This window comes from Nonomuraea sp. NPDC050786, assembly GCF_040654115.1.
Lineage (GTDB): Bacteria > Actinomycetota > Actinomycetes > Streptosporangiales > Streptosporangiaceae > Nonomuraea.
In genome coordinates, this window is the sequence record NZ_JBFAHJ010000010.1 from 140,070 (window position 1) to 155,129 (window position 15,060).

The 15,060-nt window shown below is 72.5% G+C and carries 13 protein-coding genes; 6 read left to right on the top strand and 7 right to left on the bottom strand.

Annotated features, from left to right (window positions below; translation table 11 throughout):
* Positions 1-319: 319 nt before the first annotated feature.
* Entirely contained in the window at positions 320-2,068 is a 1,749-nt protein-coding gene (locus tag AB0H84_RS20735; protein WP_357606211.1) for a glycoside hydrolase family 36 protein, read from the bottom strand.
* Positions 2,069-3,235, bottom strand: a complete 1,167-nt coding sequence (locus tag AB0H84_RS20740; RefSeq protein ID WP_357606214.1) for an ROK family protein — start codon at positions 3,233-3,235, stop codon at positions 2,069-2,071.
* A 221-nt stretch (positions 3,236-3,456) separates the two neighbouring features.
* Between AB0H84_RS20740 and AB0H84_RS20745 the strand changes: the two genes are divergently transcribed.
* Positions 3,457-3,987 carry a hypothetical protein gene (locus tag AB0H84_RS20745; RefSeq protein WP_357606217.1) on the top strand — a complete coding sequence of 177 codons (531 nt, stop codon included), beginning with the start codon at positions 3,457-3,459 and terminating at the stop codon, positions 3,985-3,987.
* A 108-nt stretch (positions 3,988-4,095) separates the two neighbouring features.
* Positions 4,096-4,482: a hypothetical protein gene (locus AB0H84_RS20750; protein WP_357606220.1), complete on the top strand. Its 387-nt coding sequence runs from the start codon at positions 4,096-4,098 to the stop codon at positions 4,480-4,482.
* Between the two features lie 51 nt (positions 4,483-4,533).
* On the opposite strand, the gene AB0H84_RS20755 is transcribed toward AB0H84_RS20750, so the two are convergent.
* Entirely contained in the window at positions 4,534-6,708 is a 2,175-nt protein-coding gene (locus tag AB0H84_RS20755) for a hypothetical protein (RefSeq protein WP_357606222.1), read from the bottom strand.
* 266 nt (positions 6,709-6,974) lie between these two features.
* Here AB0H84_RS20755 and AB0H84_RS20760 point away from each other — a divergent pair, with 266 nt between their 5' ends.
* Entirely contained in the window at positions 6,975-8,285 is a 1,311-nt protein-coding gene (locus AB0H84_RS20760; protein ID WP_357606225.1) for an adenylate/guanylate cyclase domain-containing protein, read from the top strand.
* A 119-nt stretch (positions 8,286-8,404) separates the two neighbouring features.
* Here AB0H84_RS20760 and AB0H84_RS20765 read toward each other — a convergent pair whose 3' ends face one another.
* From AB0H84_RS20765 to AB0H84_RS20775, 3 genes are all read right to left on the bottom strand, one after another.
* Entirely contained in the window at positions 8,405-9,370 is a 966-nt protein-coding gene (locus AB0H84_RS20765) for a hypothetical protein (RefSeq protein WP_357606228.1), read from the bottom strand.
* A gap of 214 nt (positions 9,371-9,584) precedes the next feature.
* Positions 9,585-10,133 (bottom strand): hypothetical protein, encoded by a 549-nt coding sequence (locus AB0H84_RS20770; protein WP_357606230.1) that lies wholly within the window; start codon positions 10,131-10,133, stop codon positions 9,585-9,587.
* A gap of 87 nt (positions 10,134-10,220) precedes the next feature.
* On the bottom strand, positions 10,221-10,664 hold the full coding sequence (locus tag AB0H84_RS20775) for a CBS domain-containing protein (protein WP_357606233.1): 444 nt from the start codon (positions 10,662-10,664) through the stop codon (positions 10,221-10,223).
* Between the two features lie 206 nt (positions 10,665-10,870).
* Between AB0H84_RS20775 and AB0H84_RS20780 the strand changes: the two genes are divergently transcribed.
* Both AB0H84_RS20780 and AB0H84_RS20785 read left to right on the top strand, forming a co-directional pair.
* Positions 10,871-12,220 (top strand): potassium transporter TrkG, encoded by a 1,350-nt coding sequence (locus AB0H84_RS20780; protein ID WP_357606235.1) that lies wholly within the window; start codon positions 10,871-10,873, stop codon positions 12,218-12,220.
* Entirely contained in the window at positions 12,213-12,875 is a 663-nt protein-coding gene (locus AB0H84_RS20785; RefSeq protein WP_357606238.1) for a TrkA family potassium uptake protein, read from the top strand. Before AB0H84_RS20780 ends, AB0H84_RS20785 begins: the two co-directional genes overlap by 8 nt.
* 6 nt (positions 12,876-12,881) lie before the next feature.
* Here AB0H84_RS20785 and AB0H84_RS20790 read toward each other — a convergent pair whose 3' ends face one another.
* A complete protein-coding gene (locus tag AB0H84_RS20790; protein WP_357606241.1) occupies positions 12,882-14,030 on the bottom strand; it encodes an epoxide hydrolase family protein in 1,149 nt (382 codons plus the stop codon).
* A gap of 63 nt (positions 14,031-14,093) precedes the next feature.
* Here AB0H84_RS20790 and AB0H84_RS20795 point away from each other — a divergent pair, with 63 nt between their 5' ends.
* Positions 14,094-15,050, top strand: coding sequence for a WYL domain-containing protein (locus AB0H84_RS20795; protein ID WP_357606244.1), 957 nt, complete (start codon positions 14,094-14,096; stop codon positions 15,048-15,050).
* The last annotated feature ends 10 nt before the right edge of the window (positions 15,051-15,060 follow it).

A 15,060-nucleotide genomic window follows, 5' to 3' on the forward strand; every position in this document is an offset into this window, starting at 1 on the left:
GCCGCTGACTCACGGGCGCTGGAGCGGCTGCGCCCCCACGCGTTCGGACGCCGTGCGCTACGCCGCATGCGGCGCGCCCCCACGCGTTCGGGACGCTGTGCCTTACACCCCATACCGACGCGCCTCCATGCGACGCGCCCCCATGCGGGACGGCCCCCTCCGCGACGGCACCACGGCGCGTGACGCCCCTCGGCCTCCCTCGACGCCCCTCGAAGGGCCCTGCAGCGGGCGCGCTCCTGCAGCGGCGCATCCCCACCTCCGCGCGCCCGTGCGAGCCGGGCGCGCGGCGTTCCCCGTGGGCGGCGGGCGACCAGCGCCGTCAGCGCTCCAGGCGCAGCAGGCCACCCTCCGGCACGGTGACCTGGTTGATGCCGGGGCGCAACGCGAGGGCGCCCTCGTGGACGCTCCGCCCGCGGCAGTCGCGGACCGTGGCGCGCGCCGTACCCGACGCCGAGACCTCCAGCAGCACGTCGGAGGAGGAGTCGCCGTTGGCCAGCCACAGCGTGCCGGTGGCCGGGACCTCCACGGGCGCCGGCGCGTAGCGGGCGGTGACGACCGTGCCCTCCGAACGGGCCGTGACCTGCGGGTAGCCCAGGTCGGGCCGGGCCGGCCGGAAGGAGCCCCGCTGCAGCACCTCCGCGTGCTCGCGGAAGAACCCCAGCCAGAACCGGAGCACCTCGGCCTGCTCGGGCGTCTGAGCGGTCAGGTCCACCGAGATCTGCGGCACCGCGAAGAGCACGCTGATGAGCTGGGTGGCCACGCGCGCGGGCCGCTCCCCGGGGTGCCACATCAGCATGTCCGCGTGCACGGCCAGCGGCCCGGCGATCAGCCGCAGGTCCACCGTGCGCTGCCGGTTGTGCGCCGGGCTGAGCGGGCAGTCGGAGGCCCGCACCATCGTGGCGAACGGCCACAGCCCCGGGCTCACGTACGGCTGGCGCAGCTCGACCAGGCAGTCGCGGGGAAGCTGGGCCAGGAGCCTGCGCACGCCCTCGTTCACCGTCTCGCAGTCCGCCTCGGGGCCGGGCGGCGGCGGGTCCTCCACGGCGAACTGGTCGATGAAGTCGATCTTGAGCCCGTCCATGCCCCACTCCGTGACGGCGCGGGCGAGGTGGCCCGCCACGAGGTCGCGGACGTACGGGTAGCGGGGGTCCACGATGGCCGCGTTCATGTGCTCCTTGTACGCCAGCGTGTACGGCTCCACGCGCTCCCAGAGCGCGGTGTGCCGGCCCACGAACGGCAGGGCGTACCAGAGCAGGTAGGCCAGCCCTTCACCACGGACCTTGGCCACATGCCCGGAAATATCGGGAAAAGAGGTGGGGGACGGCTCCCACTCGCCGACGTACCCGTACCCGCGCCCCCGGTCGTCGCTGTGCCAGCCGTCGTCCACGATGATCGTTTCGCAGCCCAGCTCGGCCGCGGGTCCCGCCTGCCGCTCCACGCTCTCGGCGCTGACGTGCTGCTGCATGGCGTACCAGGTCGAGTAGGCGGGCATCCGCGCCACCTCCGGCACGTCGGCGACGGGGCCGTGCAGCGCGCGCCACCAGTCCGCCATGCCGGACAGCGTGGCCGCGAAGTGCCGCCGGGTGAGGTCGAGTCGCAGCAGCAGCCCCGCGTCCGGGGTGGCCTCGTGCTCCACCCAGAACCCGAACTCGCCGGTCTCCTCCACCACGCCGGTGCGCGTCCGCACGGGCCTGACGACCTCGCCCGCGGCGAACGTGCAGATGGCCACGTCACCGGCTCCCACCAGGCAGCCGACGGGCGCGTTCTTCTCCAGCGCCGCCGTGCGGGGACGGCGCCAGAACGGCGGCAGCCCCCGGTGCTCGCCGCCGTCGGCGGCCCAGAAGGCGGTCGCGTCCACGCACGGCACCCGCCAGGCGACCCGCACGCCGGCCGGTCTGTCAGGGGTGACGCGGAGCTCGAGAACGCCGCGGGACGGCTCGGCGACCGCCCAGGTGAGCGCGGCCGCCGCTGTGCACTGGAACTCCAGCCCGCCCGCCTCGACCCGCACCTCCTCCGGCTGCTCGAACGCTCGATCGTGGGGCTGCCAGATGCCGGGTGCCGCGGTCATTCACACTCCATCAAGGGTGAACTGCTGCTGGATGGCGACCGCGGCGGCGCCGCGGGCCCACTGCTCGAACGACCTCGGGCGCAGCAGCAGGCGGCAGTCGGCCGCCGCGCCGAACGCCTGGGCCGCGAACGACCGGTTGAGCTGCTCCTCGAACAGCCCGTACGACAGCAGCCCCGGCACGTCACCGGTCACGATGATCCGCTCCGGCCCGAACAGGTTGGCCATCGCCGCCATGGCCAGGCCGATCGCGTGCGCCGCCCGGGCGAACACCTCCCGCACGGCCGCGTCGCCCGCGTGGGCCGCGCCGATGGCGGCCTCGACGGTCAGCGACCCGTCGCCGGACGCGGCGCGGACGGCCGCCAGCAGGGGCGCGGTCCCGGCGATGGCCTCGACGCAGCCGCGCCCGCCGCAGTGGCACTCGGGCTCGTCGCCCCCGACGGGAACGTGGCCGATCTCCCCGGCCACGCCGTGCGAGCCGGCCATCACCCGGTCGTTCACCACCAGCCCGCAGCCGATCCCCACCCCCACGGTGACCAGCGCGAACGACGCCGCGCCGACCCCGTCGCCGAACCACTGCTCGGCCACGGCGAGCGACTTGACGTCGTTCTCGATGGTGACGGTCAGGCCCGTCGCCTCGGCGGCCAGCCGCGCCAGCGGCACCTGACGCCAGTGCAGGAAAGGCGAGTAACGCATCACCCCGTGGGCCTTGTCGACGTCTCCCGACACCGCCAGGCCCAGCGCGTGGCAGCGCTCGCCGTACGCGGGGTCGGCGGCCAGCAGTTCGGACACCAGCCCGGCCAGCGCCGACACCACGCCCTCGACCGAGGTCGTGTCCAGCGGGCGGTGCGCCGAGACGAGCGGCTCGGCCCGCAGATCGGTGACCACGCCGATCAGCTCCTCATGGGTGATCTTCACGCCGCAGAAGAACTCCCGGTCCGGCCGGATGGTCAGCGGACTGGCCGGCCGGCCCGCCCCCGGTGCCGTACGTTCGGTGGCCGCCAGCTCCTCCAGGTAGCCGGCCTCGATGAACGGGCGGGCGGCCTTGGTGACGGCGGCGGACGACAGCCCGCTCCGCCTGGCGATCTCCACCCGGGAGACCGGCCCCTGCGTCAGCACCATGGTGAACACGGTGGCCGCCGCCGGGGTCGTGGTGAGCCGAGGGTGCATGCGTGCAAGGGTAGCAGTAATTAACTTCGTCAAGAATTGAATTCGAGCAGGGGCCTGACCAGGCTCGCGGCACGAGGACAGCGACGTGATCGAGCGCTGGGCGGTGCTGTGCCCGCAGGTGCCGGTGACCGTGCTGCGGTGAGACTCGGCGGCCTGGAGCGGGAGCCGCCTGGGCGCCTGCTGAGACCTCGCCCGCTTGGGGAAGCAGGTAGAACAGGTGGGTGGGATTCGGCGTGCGGGAGTTCGAGCTGTCCTTGATGCACCGGATGCGCGACCTCAACCCGGAAAGGGTGGAGGAGGCGCTGGGCGACATGGGCGCGTCCAGGGCCGAGCTGCGTGCGGCCCACGCCCAGTGGACGAGGATGCTCCACTCGCCGCGCCCGCCGAAGGGGCTGCGCCGGCTTCTCGGTCCTCCCTCGTACGCCGGCGCCACCACCATGGGGAGCCTGACCTGCGGCGTGGCCCGCTGGGCGCTGCCCTCATGGCCGGGGCTGGAGTTCGAGGTCCTGACCGGCCCCGGCGGTGAGGTGTGGAACCAGTGGTTCGTCCGCCCCGCGGGCCCCAGGACGTTCTCCTTCGACGAGCTGGTCCCCTGGGGATGCGTCGTCGGCGACGTCGGCGCGAGCTTCCCCGGCGTCGTCCACCTCGAGGGCCAGGCCCCGCACCACTGGGCGGTCGATCTCACCCACGGGGGCACGACCTACCGTGCCCGCTTCGTCTACGGCCTCTGCCAGCGCATCGACGGCCCATAGACGCCGCCGGCGGGTGGCGGAGCCGGAAGATCGATCGCATGATGATGGTGCCATCCCGGCCCGCGGGTGCGGGACGGTTTCATGCCCCGGTCAGGAAAGGTGACATGCATGCCCCCGAACCCAGAGTCCCGTCTTCCGCGCCGCCTCGCCGTCGTGGCGGCCATGATCTCGGGAGTCCTCGCGTTCGGGGGATCGACCCCGGCCGCCACCGCGCAGGACGGCGGCGTCTGCGCGCCCGAGACGACGGTCTGCCAGGAGATCCGCGGAGTGCCCGGCGACTACCGCTACTGGTTCATGATCCGGCCCGCGCCGACCACGGCCGTCTTCTCCTTCACCGTCAACGGCGTCCCCACCCCCGGCTCCCTGGACACGTTCGTCGCCGGCACGGCGCTCGAAGGGGACTTCCACCCGGCTGTGGCGCTGGTCAGCGGTGACGAGGTGTGCATGCACCACAGCGGCGCCACCCAGGAGTACTGCGCCACCACTCCCCAGTAGTTCTTCACTGTCCTGTACCAAATCCGCTAGCCGTCTCCGCCGGCCCGTGCCCTACCGGCCGAAGATCATGCGGGTGCCGGTGCTGTCGAGCCAGTCCCAGTAGTCCTTGTGGTCGCTGACGACCCACTCCTTGAACGCCCAGGTGGCGACGGTGGGGTTGCCGGCGCCGTCGAGCAGGTCGAGGTCGAGCAGGTAGGCGTCATAGTCGGCGTGGCCGACGGAGTGGACGAACCGGTCAGGCGGCAGGCCGCCGAGCCTCCTGGCCGCGGCGTTCCAGCTGTCATCGTCGAAGAACTCCAGAGTGTTCATGGAGAGCGGGCCGCCGATGGTGTCGCCGTAGGCCGGCCGCAGGGAGTGGTGGATCGCCCAGAAGTCGCGGATCGGCCGGGGCACCGGCCCTGCCAGCAGCGGCACGAAGGCGGCCGGGTCAGTGAGATGCGGCGCGGCGCCGACCACAAGGGACAGGTGGTAGTCGAGAGCCGGGTCGGCGAACCGGTCGAGGCTGTCCGGAGCGGGGATGAGATGTCCGCTGCCGTCGTCGTCGCGGTGCCAGGCGAAGTAGCCGAGCGCGGGAGCGCCGTCGTCCTCGGTGAGCAGAGCCAGGGCGAGGGTGCGGTCGCGGACGGCCGCGACGAACCGCGGCGCGAGGTCGGCGACCGGACCCCACACGTGCTTGAGCGCGGCGGACAGCCCCGCGTCGGCCGAAATGCCCCACGGGTTGTCCGGAAACGGCACATCGCCGATGCCGTCCGGCAGGAACAGGCCGGTCACGGTCGTCTTCCCGGCCACGATCGCCTGGACCAGATCGAGACGTCGCCCGGCGAGCATCGCCCGTTTGAGCCGGCCCGCCCGCTGCCAGTCGTCTCCGGCGGCGCGGAGTTCGGCGATGAGCGCCGCCGCCTGCTCATCCGCCGGCCGACCGGTTGTGGTCGGCGGTGCACTGGTGTCGAACGGCGCCGGAGTCGGCGCGCCGACGCCTTCGAAGGTGACCCCGGGCACCTGGTCCGGCAGGTCGCCGAGATCGGTGATGCCGGTGCGTCCGACGTTGACGAACTCCAGCCCGGGCAGGGTGGTGACCACCGACAGATCCCGCACCGGGCAGCCGACCAGGCCCAGCACGCCCAGCGTCGCCATCCCGGCCAGCGGGGACAGGTCGCTCACCCGGGTCCGGTACACGAACAGCCGCTGCAGGCGGAGCCCGGCGAGAGGGGTGAGGTCATCGAGCGGTCCGTCGCAGATGGAGAGATCGCTCAGGTGTGTCGCGGCGGCCAGCGGCGAGATGTCGGTGACGCGTGTGCCGTCCAGCTTGAGACTGGAGAGCTGGGTCAGCCGGGCGAGCGGGCCGATGTCATCGACCGGAGCCTCGATCGTCAGGTCACGCAGCGCTCGCGCCGGGGCGAGGACCGTCGCGAGCGCCGCCATGTCGACGGGGACAGCGGAGTGCACCGCCAGCCACCGCAGATTCGGCAGCCACCTCAGCGGGGTCAGGTCGGCCGGCCGGTACAGGTCGAGCCGGAGCCCGTCCACCGCGTCGAGCGCGTTCTGCGGGATCGGGCCGTCGCTGACCCCGGTCTCTGAGCGGATCGCCAGCTCGACACCGCGCTCCGGGGGCAGGCTGACGTCGAGACGTGGCGCCCGCGCGTACGCGTACTGGCCGGGGTTGCCGCGTGACGGGCCGGTGCGTCGCTCCTCCTCGGACCGGTTGGCTTCCCACCGCTCGTAGTCCCGGTCCTCGGCCGCCATCCGCGCCCGGTCGAGACGTTCACCGGCCCGTTCGCAGGGCGAGTCCTCCTCGTCCCTCTCCTCCTCATCGGCCTGTTCGCCGAAGATGGCGGCGAGCAGACGCCGTTCGGGATCCGGCTTCGGGCGCTGTTCCCGCTGTTCTGCGACGGCTGCGGGACTCGGCAGCCAGTACGCGGGGTCGGCGTCGATCACCCGGCGGGCCTCGACGGCCGGCAACTCGGCGAGCTCGCGCTCGAACCGCTCCAGCGCCGCCCGCTTGCGCGCCTCGGCCCGCGCTCGTACCTCGTCGCGATGGACGATGTAGGCGTCCCACTCGGCGGCCAGGCCCGACTCGGGCGCGTCGACGCGGTCGAGGAAGAACGCGAACGCCTCCGCCTCGGCAAGCCTGTCATGCTCGGCGGCGATCCGATCACGCAGCGACGACAACGTCGCGGGGAGACCGGCGAACGGTCCGTCAATCACATCGACCTCGATCTCGTCCATGACCGGTCTCCCTTCGTGGTGAACAAGCGCCTGAACAGTTCAGCAGACAGGTGCGACAGACACGCGTGAGCGGAGATCGAGCGGCTCGCCAGCGCGGGGACCGCGTCAAGCCAGGGTACGCGTCCAGCGCTGTGATGGCGTCGAGGCGGTGCGCGCTCCGGCGGACCCGTCGTCCTGGGGGCGGTGACGCGCTGGTCCGACTGACGGTCGCCGTGACATCACTGATCGCATGCGAATGATCACTTTGAGTGAGGTAAGGTGGCGGCGTGGCTTACGAACCCCCCGCCGGCCCGCTCGCCCCGGGCGGCTTCGACACCCCGCGCGACGTCGCCCCTGGCCTGCCGTTGCTCCTCGTCGAGCAGTGGCGCGCCTCCGACCGCACCGACGGTGAGGCGCGCCGCCTGCTGAGCCGCCACGCGACGCGCGGATACTCCGTGGTGTCCGACTCGGCGGGGCTCACCCGGCTCAGCCAGCGGCTCGGGCTGCTGGAGGTGCTGGCGCTCATCGACCGGCCGAAGCGGATCCTGCACGCGTGCGCCAGGGCCGCCGGCGGACGCGCGGTGGGGGTGTGGGCGGCCGACAACGCGCAACTGTTCCATCCGGAGACAGTGGAGGCGTCCACGCTGCTGTCCGCCCTGCTGACGGCGCAGGACGAGATCCGGCGCCACTGCGAGGTCCGCATCGGGATCGGCGCGCACCTCGGCTCCTACTACGAGCTGTCGGGCGGGCTGTACGGGGCGGAGGCCGACGCGGTCGAGGAGTTCGCCGAGAACGACACCGAGGGTGGGGAGATCGCGGTGACGCAGGCCGTGGTGGACCGGCTGCCGCACGGGCATCCCTTCGTGCTGCGGCCCAAGGACGGCGTCGGCGGCCTGGTCGGGCCGGTCCACCAGGTGCTCGACGGTCCCCGCCTCGACATTCCCGGGCTGGGCGAGGCGTGGGCGGCTGAGGGGTGGCCGGGCGAGTCGGGGGTCACCGGCCAGGAGCATTACCCCATCCCCTACTCCGGCGCCTTCTACGCCGACCTGCTGCTGCTCGACGCCCGCCCCGGCGACGCCGAGCTGGCCGGCCGGCTCGCCGCCGAGCACCTGCGGGAGCGCACCGTCGTCCTGGTCGAGCGGAGCGCCGCCCCGACCGACACGCCGGAGGTGGAGCTGCTGAGAGGGCTGTCGCTGTCGGCGGCGATGCGCGAGGTGGGCCTGAGCCTCCTGCCGCCCGAGGGAGCCGTCGAGATCAAGGTCGCCGGGCCGCTGGGCATCTACCTGTTCGAGGAGCCCGCCCCGGCCGTGCACTTCGCGCTGGGGATGCGCGCGGGGCTGGCCGAGCGGGAGATCGTGGGCCGGATCGGGGTGGCCGCCGGGCCGGTGCTCGCCGGCCGCATCCCGGGCGGCGGCTGGGACGTCGCCGGGGCCCCGGTCAACCTCGCCTCCAAGATGGCCCAGGACCTCGGCACGCCCGGCCGCGTCCACCTGAGCGAGGCCGTGCGCGATGCCTTGGGCGATCGCCTCGACCTGACAGGCTTCGAGACGGTGCGGCGCACGGTGTCAGGGGTGGAGATGACGTACTACGTGGGTTGAGGTCTACCCGGACCGGGCGTGCTCTTCGCGGCCAGGATCGACACGGCGTCGGTGACGCCCACGTTCCTCGCGAACCGATCGTCATCGCGGTGTCCACCGCCGCACCGTGCAAGCGGGCGTCATGCCTGGTCGCGCGGCCAGGTGAGCTTCGGGCGGGTGGGCCTGCCCGAGGCTCTCATCTCGGGCATCATCCCGGGCAGGTGGTACTGGACCCGCACCTTGTACCAGTCGCTGTCTTGGCGCGGCCGGCCGCTCCTGTCGAGGACGGGGGTCTGCTCCACCTCGGAGTAGGCGGTCAGCAGCGAACGAGGCTCGATGTAGTAGACCACGTGGTAGCCGGTGCCCATCGCGCCGTTGTAGTAGTACGGATGCGACTGGGGATCCAGCCCCGACGCCTTGAACGACCACATGAGCGCCTGACCCCCGTAGTAGAAGCCGTCGGCACGCTCGACCGGCTTGAAGTCCACCACGAGCCGGAGATACTGCCTGCCCTTGACCTCGGCGAGCCGCGGCTCGCCCGGGTTGACGAACCCCTTGTAATCCTTCTGCAGGTCCCGGATCCACGCCTCGGCCTGGGCGTCCGTCATCCCTCCGGTGGACAGGCCGTCGGTGATGTACCGATAGGCGGCCTTCGCCTTGCAGAAGAGGTCGTCCGCCCCGGGCCCTTTCCACCTCTTCAGGTAGTAGCTGTAGAGGTACGACTTGCCGTCGATGCAGACCGAGATCGGGTCGTCCGCGCGGGTCGATCCCCACGCGATCCGCCACTGCTTGGTCCGGTAGTCGAACCCGCTCTCCCACACGTAACCGTCCGTGCCCTTCTCGTACGCGGACCGCTCGCGGTACGACTCCTCGGTGAGGTGCACGACAGGCTGCGTGGCCATCCGCTTGAAGGAGGCGTAGAAGAGCGCCACCGGGTCGACCCCTCGTAAATCCTGCGCCGCCAGGTGCCCCTTTTTCAGCACTTCCAGGGTGGATCCGCCGCCGCCGTCACCGTCGCCGCCGCGCGCGCTCCGCCACAGCAGCCACCCCCCGGCGCCCAGCCCCAGCACCACGACGAACGCCACCACCGTCGCGACGACGCCCACCCACGCGCTCCTCCGGCGCGGAGGCGGCGGGTAGCCCTGGTACGGGGCCGGGCCGCCGTGGCGACGCTGATCGTTGGGTCCCCCCGACCACTGCGCCATGCGGGCCTCCCCATCAGCTCTGCGCTTCCGGCTGGTCACGCTAGCAACACCGGGAACCGCTTCGAAAATGTTTCAAGCGTCGCGCGGTCGCGGCCGCCGGCCCCGACTTGGCCCGTTACCCCTGAGCCGAAGGCTCCTCCCAGAGGATCGAATGCCGGGTGACGCGCCACGTGCCGCCGGCGGCCGTGGCGCCGCGCAGCCCCTCCAGGGTGCCTGGAGCCGCCAGGGCCACCGTCTCGGCCGTGCCGACGGAGGCGAAGGCGAAGGTCCGCGCCGGGTCCCAGCCGGTGCTCAGGCGCAGCCGGCGGGCCATCTGCGCCCACCCCAGGGGCGCGGCCGCCACCACCCACGCGTCGGGCTCGCCCGCCGCGAACCGCCGCGCGTGCCGGAGCCAGGAGGCCGCGCTCTCCGGCCAATGAACGACGGCCAGCACCTGCCCGCCCCGGGTCCGCCACGCGCGCGCGAGGTCCTCGGCGGCGGCGACCGAGGCGGCGTCGCGGGCATGGCCGAGGGTGATCGTCTCGACGCGGGGCCGTCGCGCGGCCAGCAGGGCCACCAGCGCGTCCAGTTCGGCGGGGGTGTGGGCGGCGGGCGGGTGCGGGGTGCGCGCCGGCGCGCGGACCAGCGGTGAGCGGGAGCTGTGCATCGCCCTTGTGAGACCCATGTCGTCGGTCCTTTCGCTTGTGTCGCTGGATACAACACCGCGAAGGCCGCCGGCACCGGCCGTATTCGGACCTCGAAGTCCGGCCCGTCAGACCTCCAGCACGTGGTCCAGCAGCGACTGCAACGTGACCGCCCCGACCAGCCGCTCGCCGTCCACCACGGCCACCAGCGGGCTCCGCGTACGCGCCATCAACGCGGCCAGCTCCAGCACGGTGGCCTTCATGTCGGCCACCGGCAGCTCCCGAGGCTGCTCGGGCAGGCACTCCCGCACCGTCCTGCCCCCGAGCCGCCGCAGGAACAGGTCGGCGTGGGCCTCGTCCACCACCCGGGCCAGCGCCGGGTCGTCCTGGCAGTACGCCGGCACCGCCAGCCGCAGCACCTGGGTGCCGGGCAGGATGCTGCAGGGACGGCCGTTCTGGTCGACCAGGATGAGCCCCGGCAGGTCCTGCTCGGCCAGCAGCCTGGCCGCCTCCAGCGCCGGGGTGTCCAACGTGACCGTCGGGAACTCGACGGCGAGATCGCGTGCGCGCATCAGTGGCCTCCGTGATCCAGCCTACGTCGCCACCCTCCCGCCCTACTCAGGAGGAGATTCCTCGTGCGAAGGGCCGGTGCGCCGGCGTCGGCGGGCCTGTTACGGTAGTGCGCGGCGCGCCGGGAAGTCTGGTCGGCAGGGGTTGTCGGCTGGAGTTCGACGGGGGAGGCGTTCTCGATGCGTGACCTGTGTGGCGGAGCCCGGTGATGAGCCTCCTGCCGCCGTTCTTAACCCGCTTCCGGCACCCCGCCCAGGTCGTGGTCACCGGGTTCGTGCTGGCCATCGCGCTGGGCACCGTGCTCCTGGCCCTCCCGGTCGCCACCACCGAGCGCGATCCCGCCGACTGGGTGGTGGCCCTGTTCACCGCGACCTCGGCCGTCTGCGTCACCGGGCTGGTGATCGTGGACACCGAGTCGCACTGGTCGGTGTTCGGCGAGGTGGTGATCGCGGGGCTGGTGCAGGTGGGCGGGCTGGGCATCATGACGATGGCCACCCTGTTCACGCTGCTCGTCTCCGGCCGGCTGGGGCTGCGGGCGCGGATCGCGGCGCAGGCCGAGACCAAGACGCTGGTCATGAGCGACGTGCGCCGCGTCGTGCGCAAGGTGGTCCTGTTCAGCCTCGTCTGCGAGGCCGTCGTCGCCGCCGTGCTCGCCGCCCGCTTCGTGGTCGGGTACGGCGAGCCGCTGGGCCGTGCCGTCTACCTCGGCGCGTTCCACGCGGTCACCGCCTTCAACAACGCCGGCTTCGCCCTCTGGCCGGACAACCTCATGCGCTTCGTCACCGACCCGTGGATCTGCCTGACCGTCGCGATCGCGGTCATCGTCGGCGGGCTGGGCTTCCCCGTGATGTTCGAGCTGGCGCGCACCTGGCGGCACCCGCACAAGTGGACGGTGCTGACCCGGATCACCGTGGGCGTGACCGTGACCCTGCTGGTGCTGGGCACGCTCGTCTTCGTGATGACCGAATGGCGCAACCCCAGGACACTCGGCGCGCTCGACGATCCCGGCAAGCTGCTGGCGGCGTTCTTCACCGCGGTCATGCCGCGCTCGGCCGGGTTCAACACCCTGGACATCGCCCAGATGTACCCGTCGAGCTGGCTGGCCACCGACCTGCTGATGTTCGTCGGCGGCGGCAGCGCGGGCACGGCGGGCGGGCTCAAGGTCACCACGCTGGGGCTGCTGGCGTTCGTCGTCTGGGCCGAGATGCGCGGCGAGAGCCGGGTGAACATCGGCCACCGCAGGCTCCCGGAGGCCACGCAGCGCCAGGCCGTCACGATCACGGTGCTGGGGGTGGCGCTGGTCGCCTTCTCCACGTACGTACTGCTCGCCCTCACCCCGCACGGCCTGGACCAGGTGCTGTTCGAGGTGGTCGCGGCGTTCGGCACGGCGGGGCTGTCCACGGGCATCACCGCGAGCCTGGGCACGGCCGGTCACCTGCTGCTCGCGGTGCTGATGTTCATCGGCAGGATCGGCCCGCTCACCATGGGCTCCGCGCTGGCACTCAACCGGCGCTCCCGCCACTACGAGCTACCCGAGGAGCGAGTCATCGTTGGCTGAGTACAAGCGCGACCCCGTGGTGGTCATCGGCCTCGGCCGGTTCGGCACGTCGCTGGCGCTGGAGCTGACCCGGCGCGGCACCGAGGTGCTGGCCATCGACCACCGGCCCAAGATCACGCAGAGCCTGGCCGGGCAGATCACCCAGATCGCGACCGCGGACGCCACCGACATGGAGGCACTGCGCCAGCTCGGCGTGCCCGACTTCTACCAGGCGGTGGTGGCCGTCGGCAGCGACATCGAGGCCAGCATCCTGGCCACGTCGTTGCTGGTCGAGCTGGAGATCAACGACATTTGGGCCAAGGCGATCAGCACGCAGCACGGCCGCATCCTGAGCCGCATCGGCGCCCACCACGTGGTCTTCCCCGAGCACGACATGGGGGAGCGGGTGGCCCACCTGGTGAGCGGGCGGATGCTCGACTACATGCAGGTGGACGAGAACTTCGCGCTGGCCAAGACCAGCCCGCCCAAGGAGTACGTCGGCGTCCCCCTCGGCCGCTCCAACCTGCGCCGCAAATACGGCGTCACGATCGTGGCCGTCAAGCCGCCCGGCGAGGAGTTCACGTACGCCACCGCCGAGACCGAGCTGTCCTACGGCGACATCGTGCTGGTCTCCGGGCGGACCGAGGAGGTCGAACGCTTCGCAGAGCTGCCCTGAACAGCATCAGGCGAGGGATCGGAAGAACTCGCGCAGGTCGGCCACCAGCACCTCCGGCGTCTCCAGCGCCGGGAAGTGCCCGCCGTGGCCGAACTCCGACCAGCGCACCACGTTGTGCGCCCGCTCGGCCAGCGGCCGCACCGAGAAGTCCGTGGGGAAGACGGCCACCGCGGTGGGCACCGTGCCCCGCTCCCGCGGCCCCCACATGCTGAAGTCGTTGAACCGCTCGAAGTACGTGTGCGCCGTCGAGCCCGCCGTCTGCGTGAACCAGTAGATGCTGACGTCGGTCAGGATCCGGTCGCGGTCCACGGCGTCCTCGGGCAGCTTCGCCGCCGGATCCGTCCAGTCCTTGAACTTCTCCACGATCCAGGCGAGCTGCCCGGCCGGGGAGTCGTGCAGCGAGGCGGCGATGGTCTGCGGCCGGGTCCCGTGGAGCTGCATGTACGCCCCGAGCTTCTCCTGCCACTCCTTCATCCCGGCCAGCCGCGCCTGCTCGGCCTCCGTCAGCGACCCCGTCACCGCCGGATCCGGGAAGGTGAGCAGCGCGTTGACGTGCACGCCGATGACGTGGTCCGGCGCGGCCCGCCCCATGAGGGGCGCGATGAAGGCCGAGACGTCCCCGCCCTGGACGCCGTACCGGTCGTACCCGAGCCTGGACATCAGCTCGACGAGCGCGGCGGCCGTGCGGCCGTCCGTCCAGTCGGTGCCCGGCAGCGGACCGGAGAAGCCGTAGCCGGGCAGCGACGGGATCACCAGGTGGAAGGCGTCGGAGGCGGAGCCGCCGTGCGCCGCCGGGTCGGTGAGCGGGCCGATCAGGTCGAGGAACTCGACGACCGAACCGGGCCAGCCGTGCAGGAGCAGCAGCGGGGCGGCGTCCGGCTCGGCCGAGCGGACGTGCAGGAAGTGCACGTCCGCGCCGTCGATCGCGGTGGTGAACTGCGGGTACGCGTTCAGCGCCGCCTCCTGGGCGCGCCAGTCGAAGCTGCCGGCCCAGTACTCGGCGAGGTCGCGCAGGTAGCCGGTGGGCACGCCGCGCTCCCAGCCGGTGCCGGGCAGCTCGGGGGCCCAGCGCGTACGGCGGAGCCGGTCGCGCAGGTCGTCGAGGTCGGCCTGCGGGATGTCGATGCGGTACGGCGTGATGGGGGTGTTCGTCATGTCTCCGACGGTAGAAAGAATTGGTGACAGGGTCTGGCACCGATGGCGAGCAGAATGGCCTTCATGTTGGAGACCTCGGCGCGGCTGCTGCGCCTGCTGTCCCTGCTTCAGTCGCGCATGGACTGGACCGGCGCCGAGCTGGCCGAACGGCTCCACGTCGGCCTGCGTACCGTGCGGCGTGACATCGACCGGCTGCGCGAGCTCGGCTATCCCGTCGACGCGACGCCCGGCGTGGCCGGCGGCTACCGGCTCGGCGTGGGCGCCGCGCTGCCGCCGCTGCTCCTCGACGACGAGGAGGCGGTGGCCGTGGCGATCAGCCTGCGGACGGCCGCGACCGGCAGCGTGGCCGGGCTGGAGGAGGGTGCGGTGCGGGCGCTGGCCAAGCTGCAGCAGATGCTGCCGTCGCGGCTGCGGCACCGGGTGACCGCGTTCCAGGCGGCCACGGTGCCCCTGGCGGGCGCCGCGGCACCGCCGGTGAGCGCCGACGTCCTCGCCGGTCTCGCCGCCGCCTGCCGCGACCACCGCCGCCTGCGGCTGCGCTACCGGGGCCGGGACGGCGTCTCGGCGCGCGAGGTGGAGCCGCACCGGCTGGTGCACACGCCGCGGCTGTGGTACCTGCTGGCGTGGGACCTGGGCAGGGAGGACTGGCGGACGTTCCGGGTGGACCGGATCGAGGGCCCGCTGGGGGAGCCGGGGGCCCGGTTCTCGCCGCGTACGCCGCCCCGGGAGGACGCGGCCGCGTACGTGTCGCGCGCCATCACCTCCGCGCCCTACCGCTACCAGGCCCGCATCCTGTTCCACGCGCCCCTGGAGGCGGTCGCGCCCCGCACGTCGCCGGGAGCGGGACGGCTGGAGGCGGTGGACGCGGGGACGTGCCTGTTCCTGGCCGGGTCCAACTCGCTGGACGAGCTGGCGGTCCACGTGGCGGTCAAGGGCTTCGACTTCGAGGTCCTCGACCCGCCGGAACTGGTGCCGGTGCTGCGGGAAATCTCCGAGCGACTCGGAAGGGCCGCGTCATAGGGTGTGGGGG

Excerpts from the sequence above, each read along its gene's own strand:
- AB0H84_RS20735 (WP_357606211.1), bottom strand. The coding sequence starts at position 2,068 with ATGACCGCGGCACCCGGCATCTGGCAGCCCCACGATCGAGCGTTCGAG.
- AB0H84_RS20740 (WP_357606214.1), bottom strand. The coding sequence starts at position 3,235 with ATGCACCCTCGGCTCACCACGACCCCGGCGGCGGCCACCGTGTTCACC.
- AB0H84_RS20750 (WP_357606220.1), top strand. The coding sequence starts at position 4,096 with ATGCCCCCGAACCCAGAGTCCCGTCTTCCGCGCCGCCTCGCCGTCGTG.
- AB0H84_RS20755 (WP_357606222.1), bottom strand. The coding sequence starts at position 6,708 with ATGGACGAGATCGAGGTCGATGTGATTGACGGACCGTTCGCCGGTCTC.
- AB0H84_RS20770 (WP_357606230.1), bottom strand. The coding sequence starts at position 10,133 with ATGGGTCTCACAAGGGCGATGCACAGCTCCCGCTCACCGCTGGTCCGC.
- AB0H84_RS20775 (WP_357606233.1), bottom strand. The coding sequence starts at position 10,664 with ATGCGCGCACGCGATCTCGCCGTCGAGTTCCCGACGGTCACGTTGGAC.
- AB0H84_RS20780 (WP_357606235.1), top strand. The coding sequence starts at position 10,871 with ATGAGCCTCCTGCCGCCGTTCTTAACCCGCTTCCGGCACCCCGCCCAG.
- AB0H84_RS20790 (WP_357606241.1), bottom strand. The coding sequence starts at position 14,030 with ATGACGAACACCCCCATCACGCCGTACCGCATCGACATCCCGCAGGCC.
- AB0H84_RS20795 (WP_357606244.1), top strand. The coding sequence starts at position 14,094 with ATGTTGGAGACCTCGGCGCGGCTGCTGCGCCTGCTGTCCCTGCTTCAG.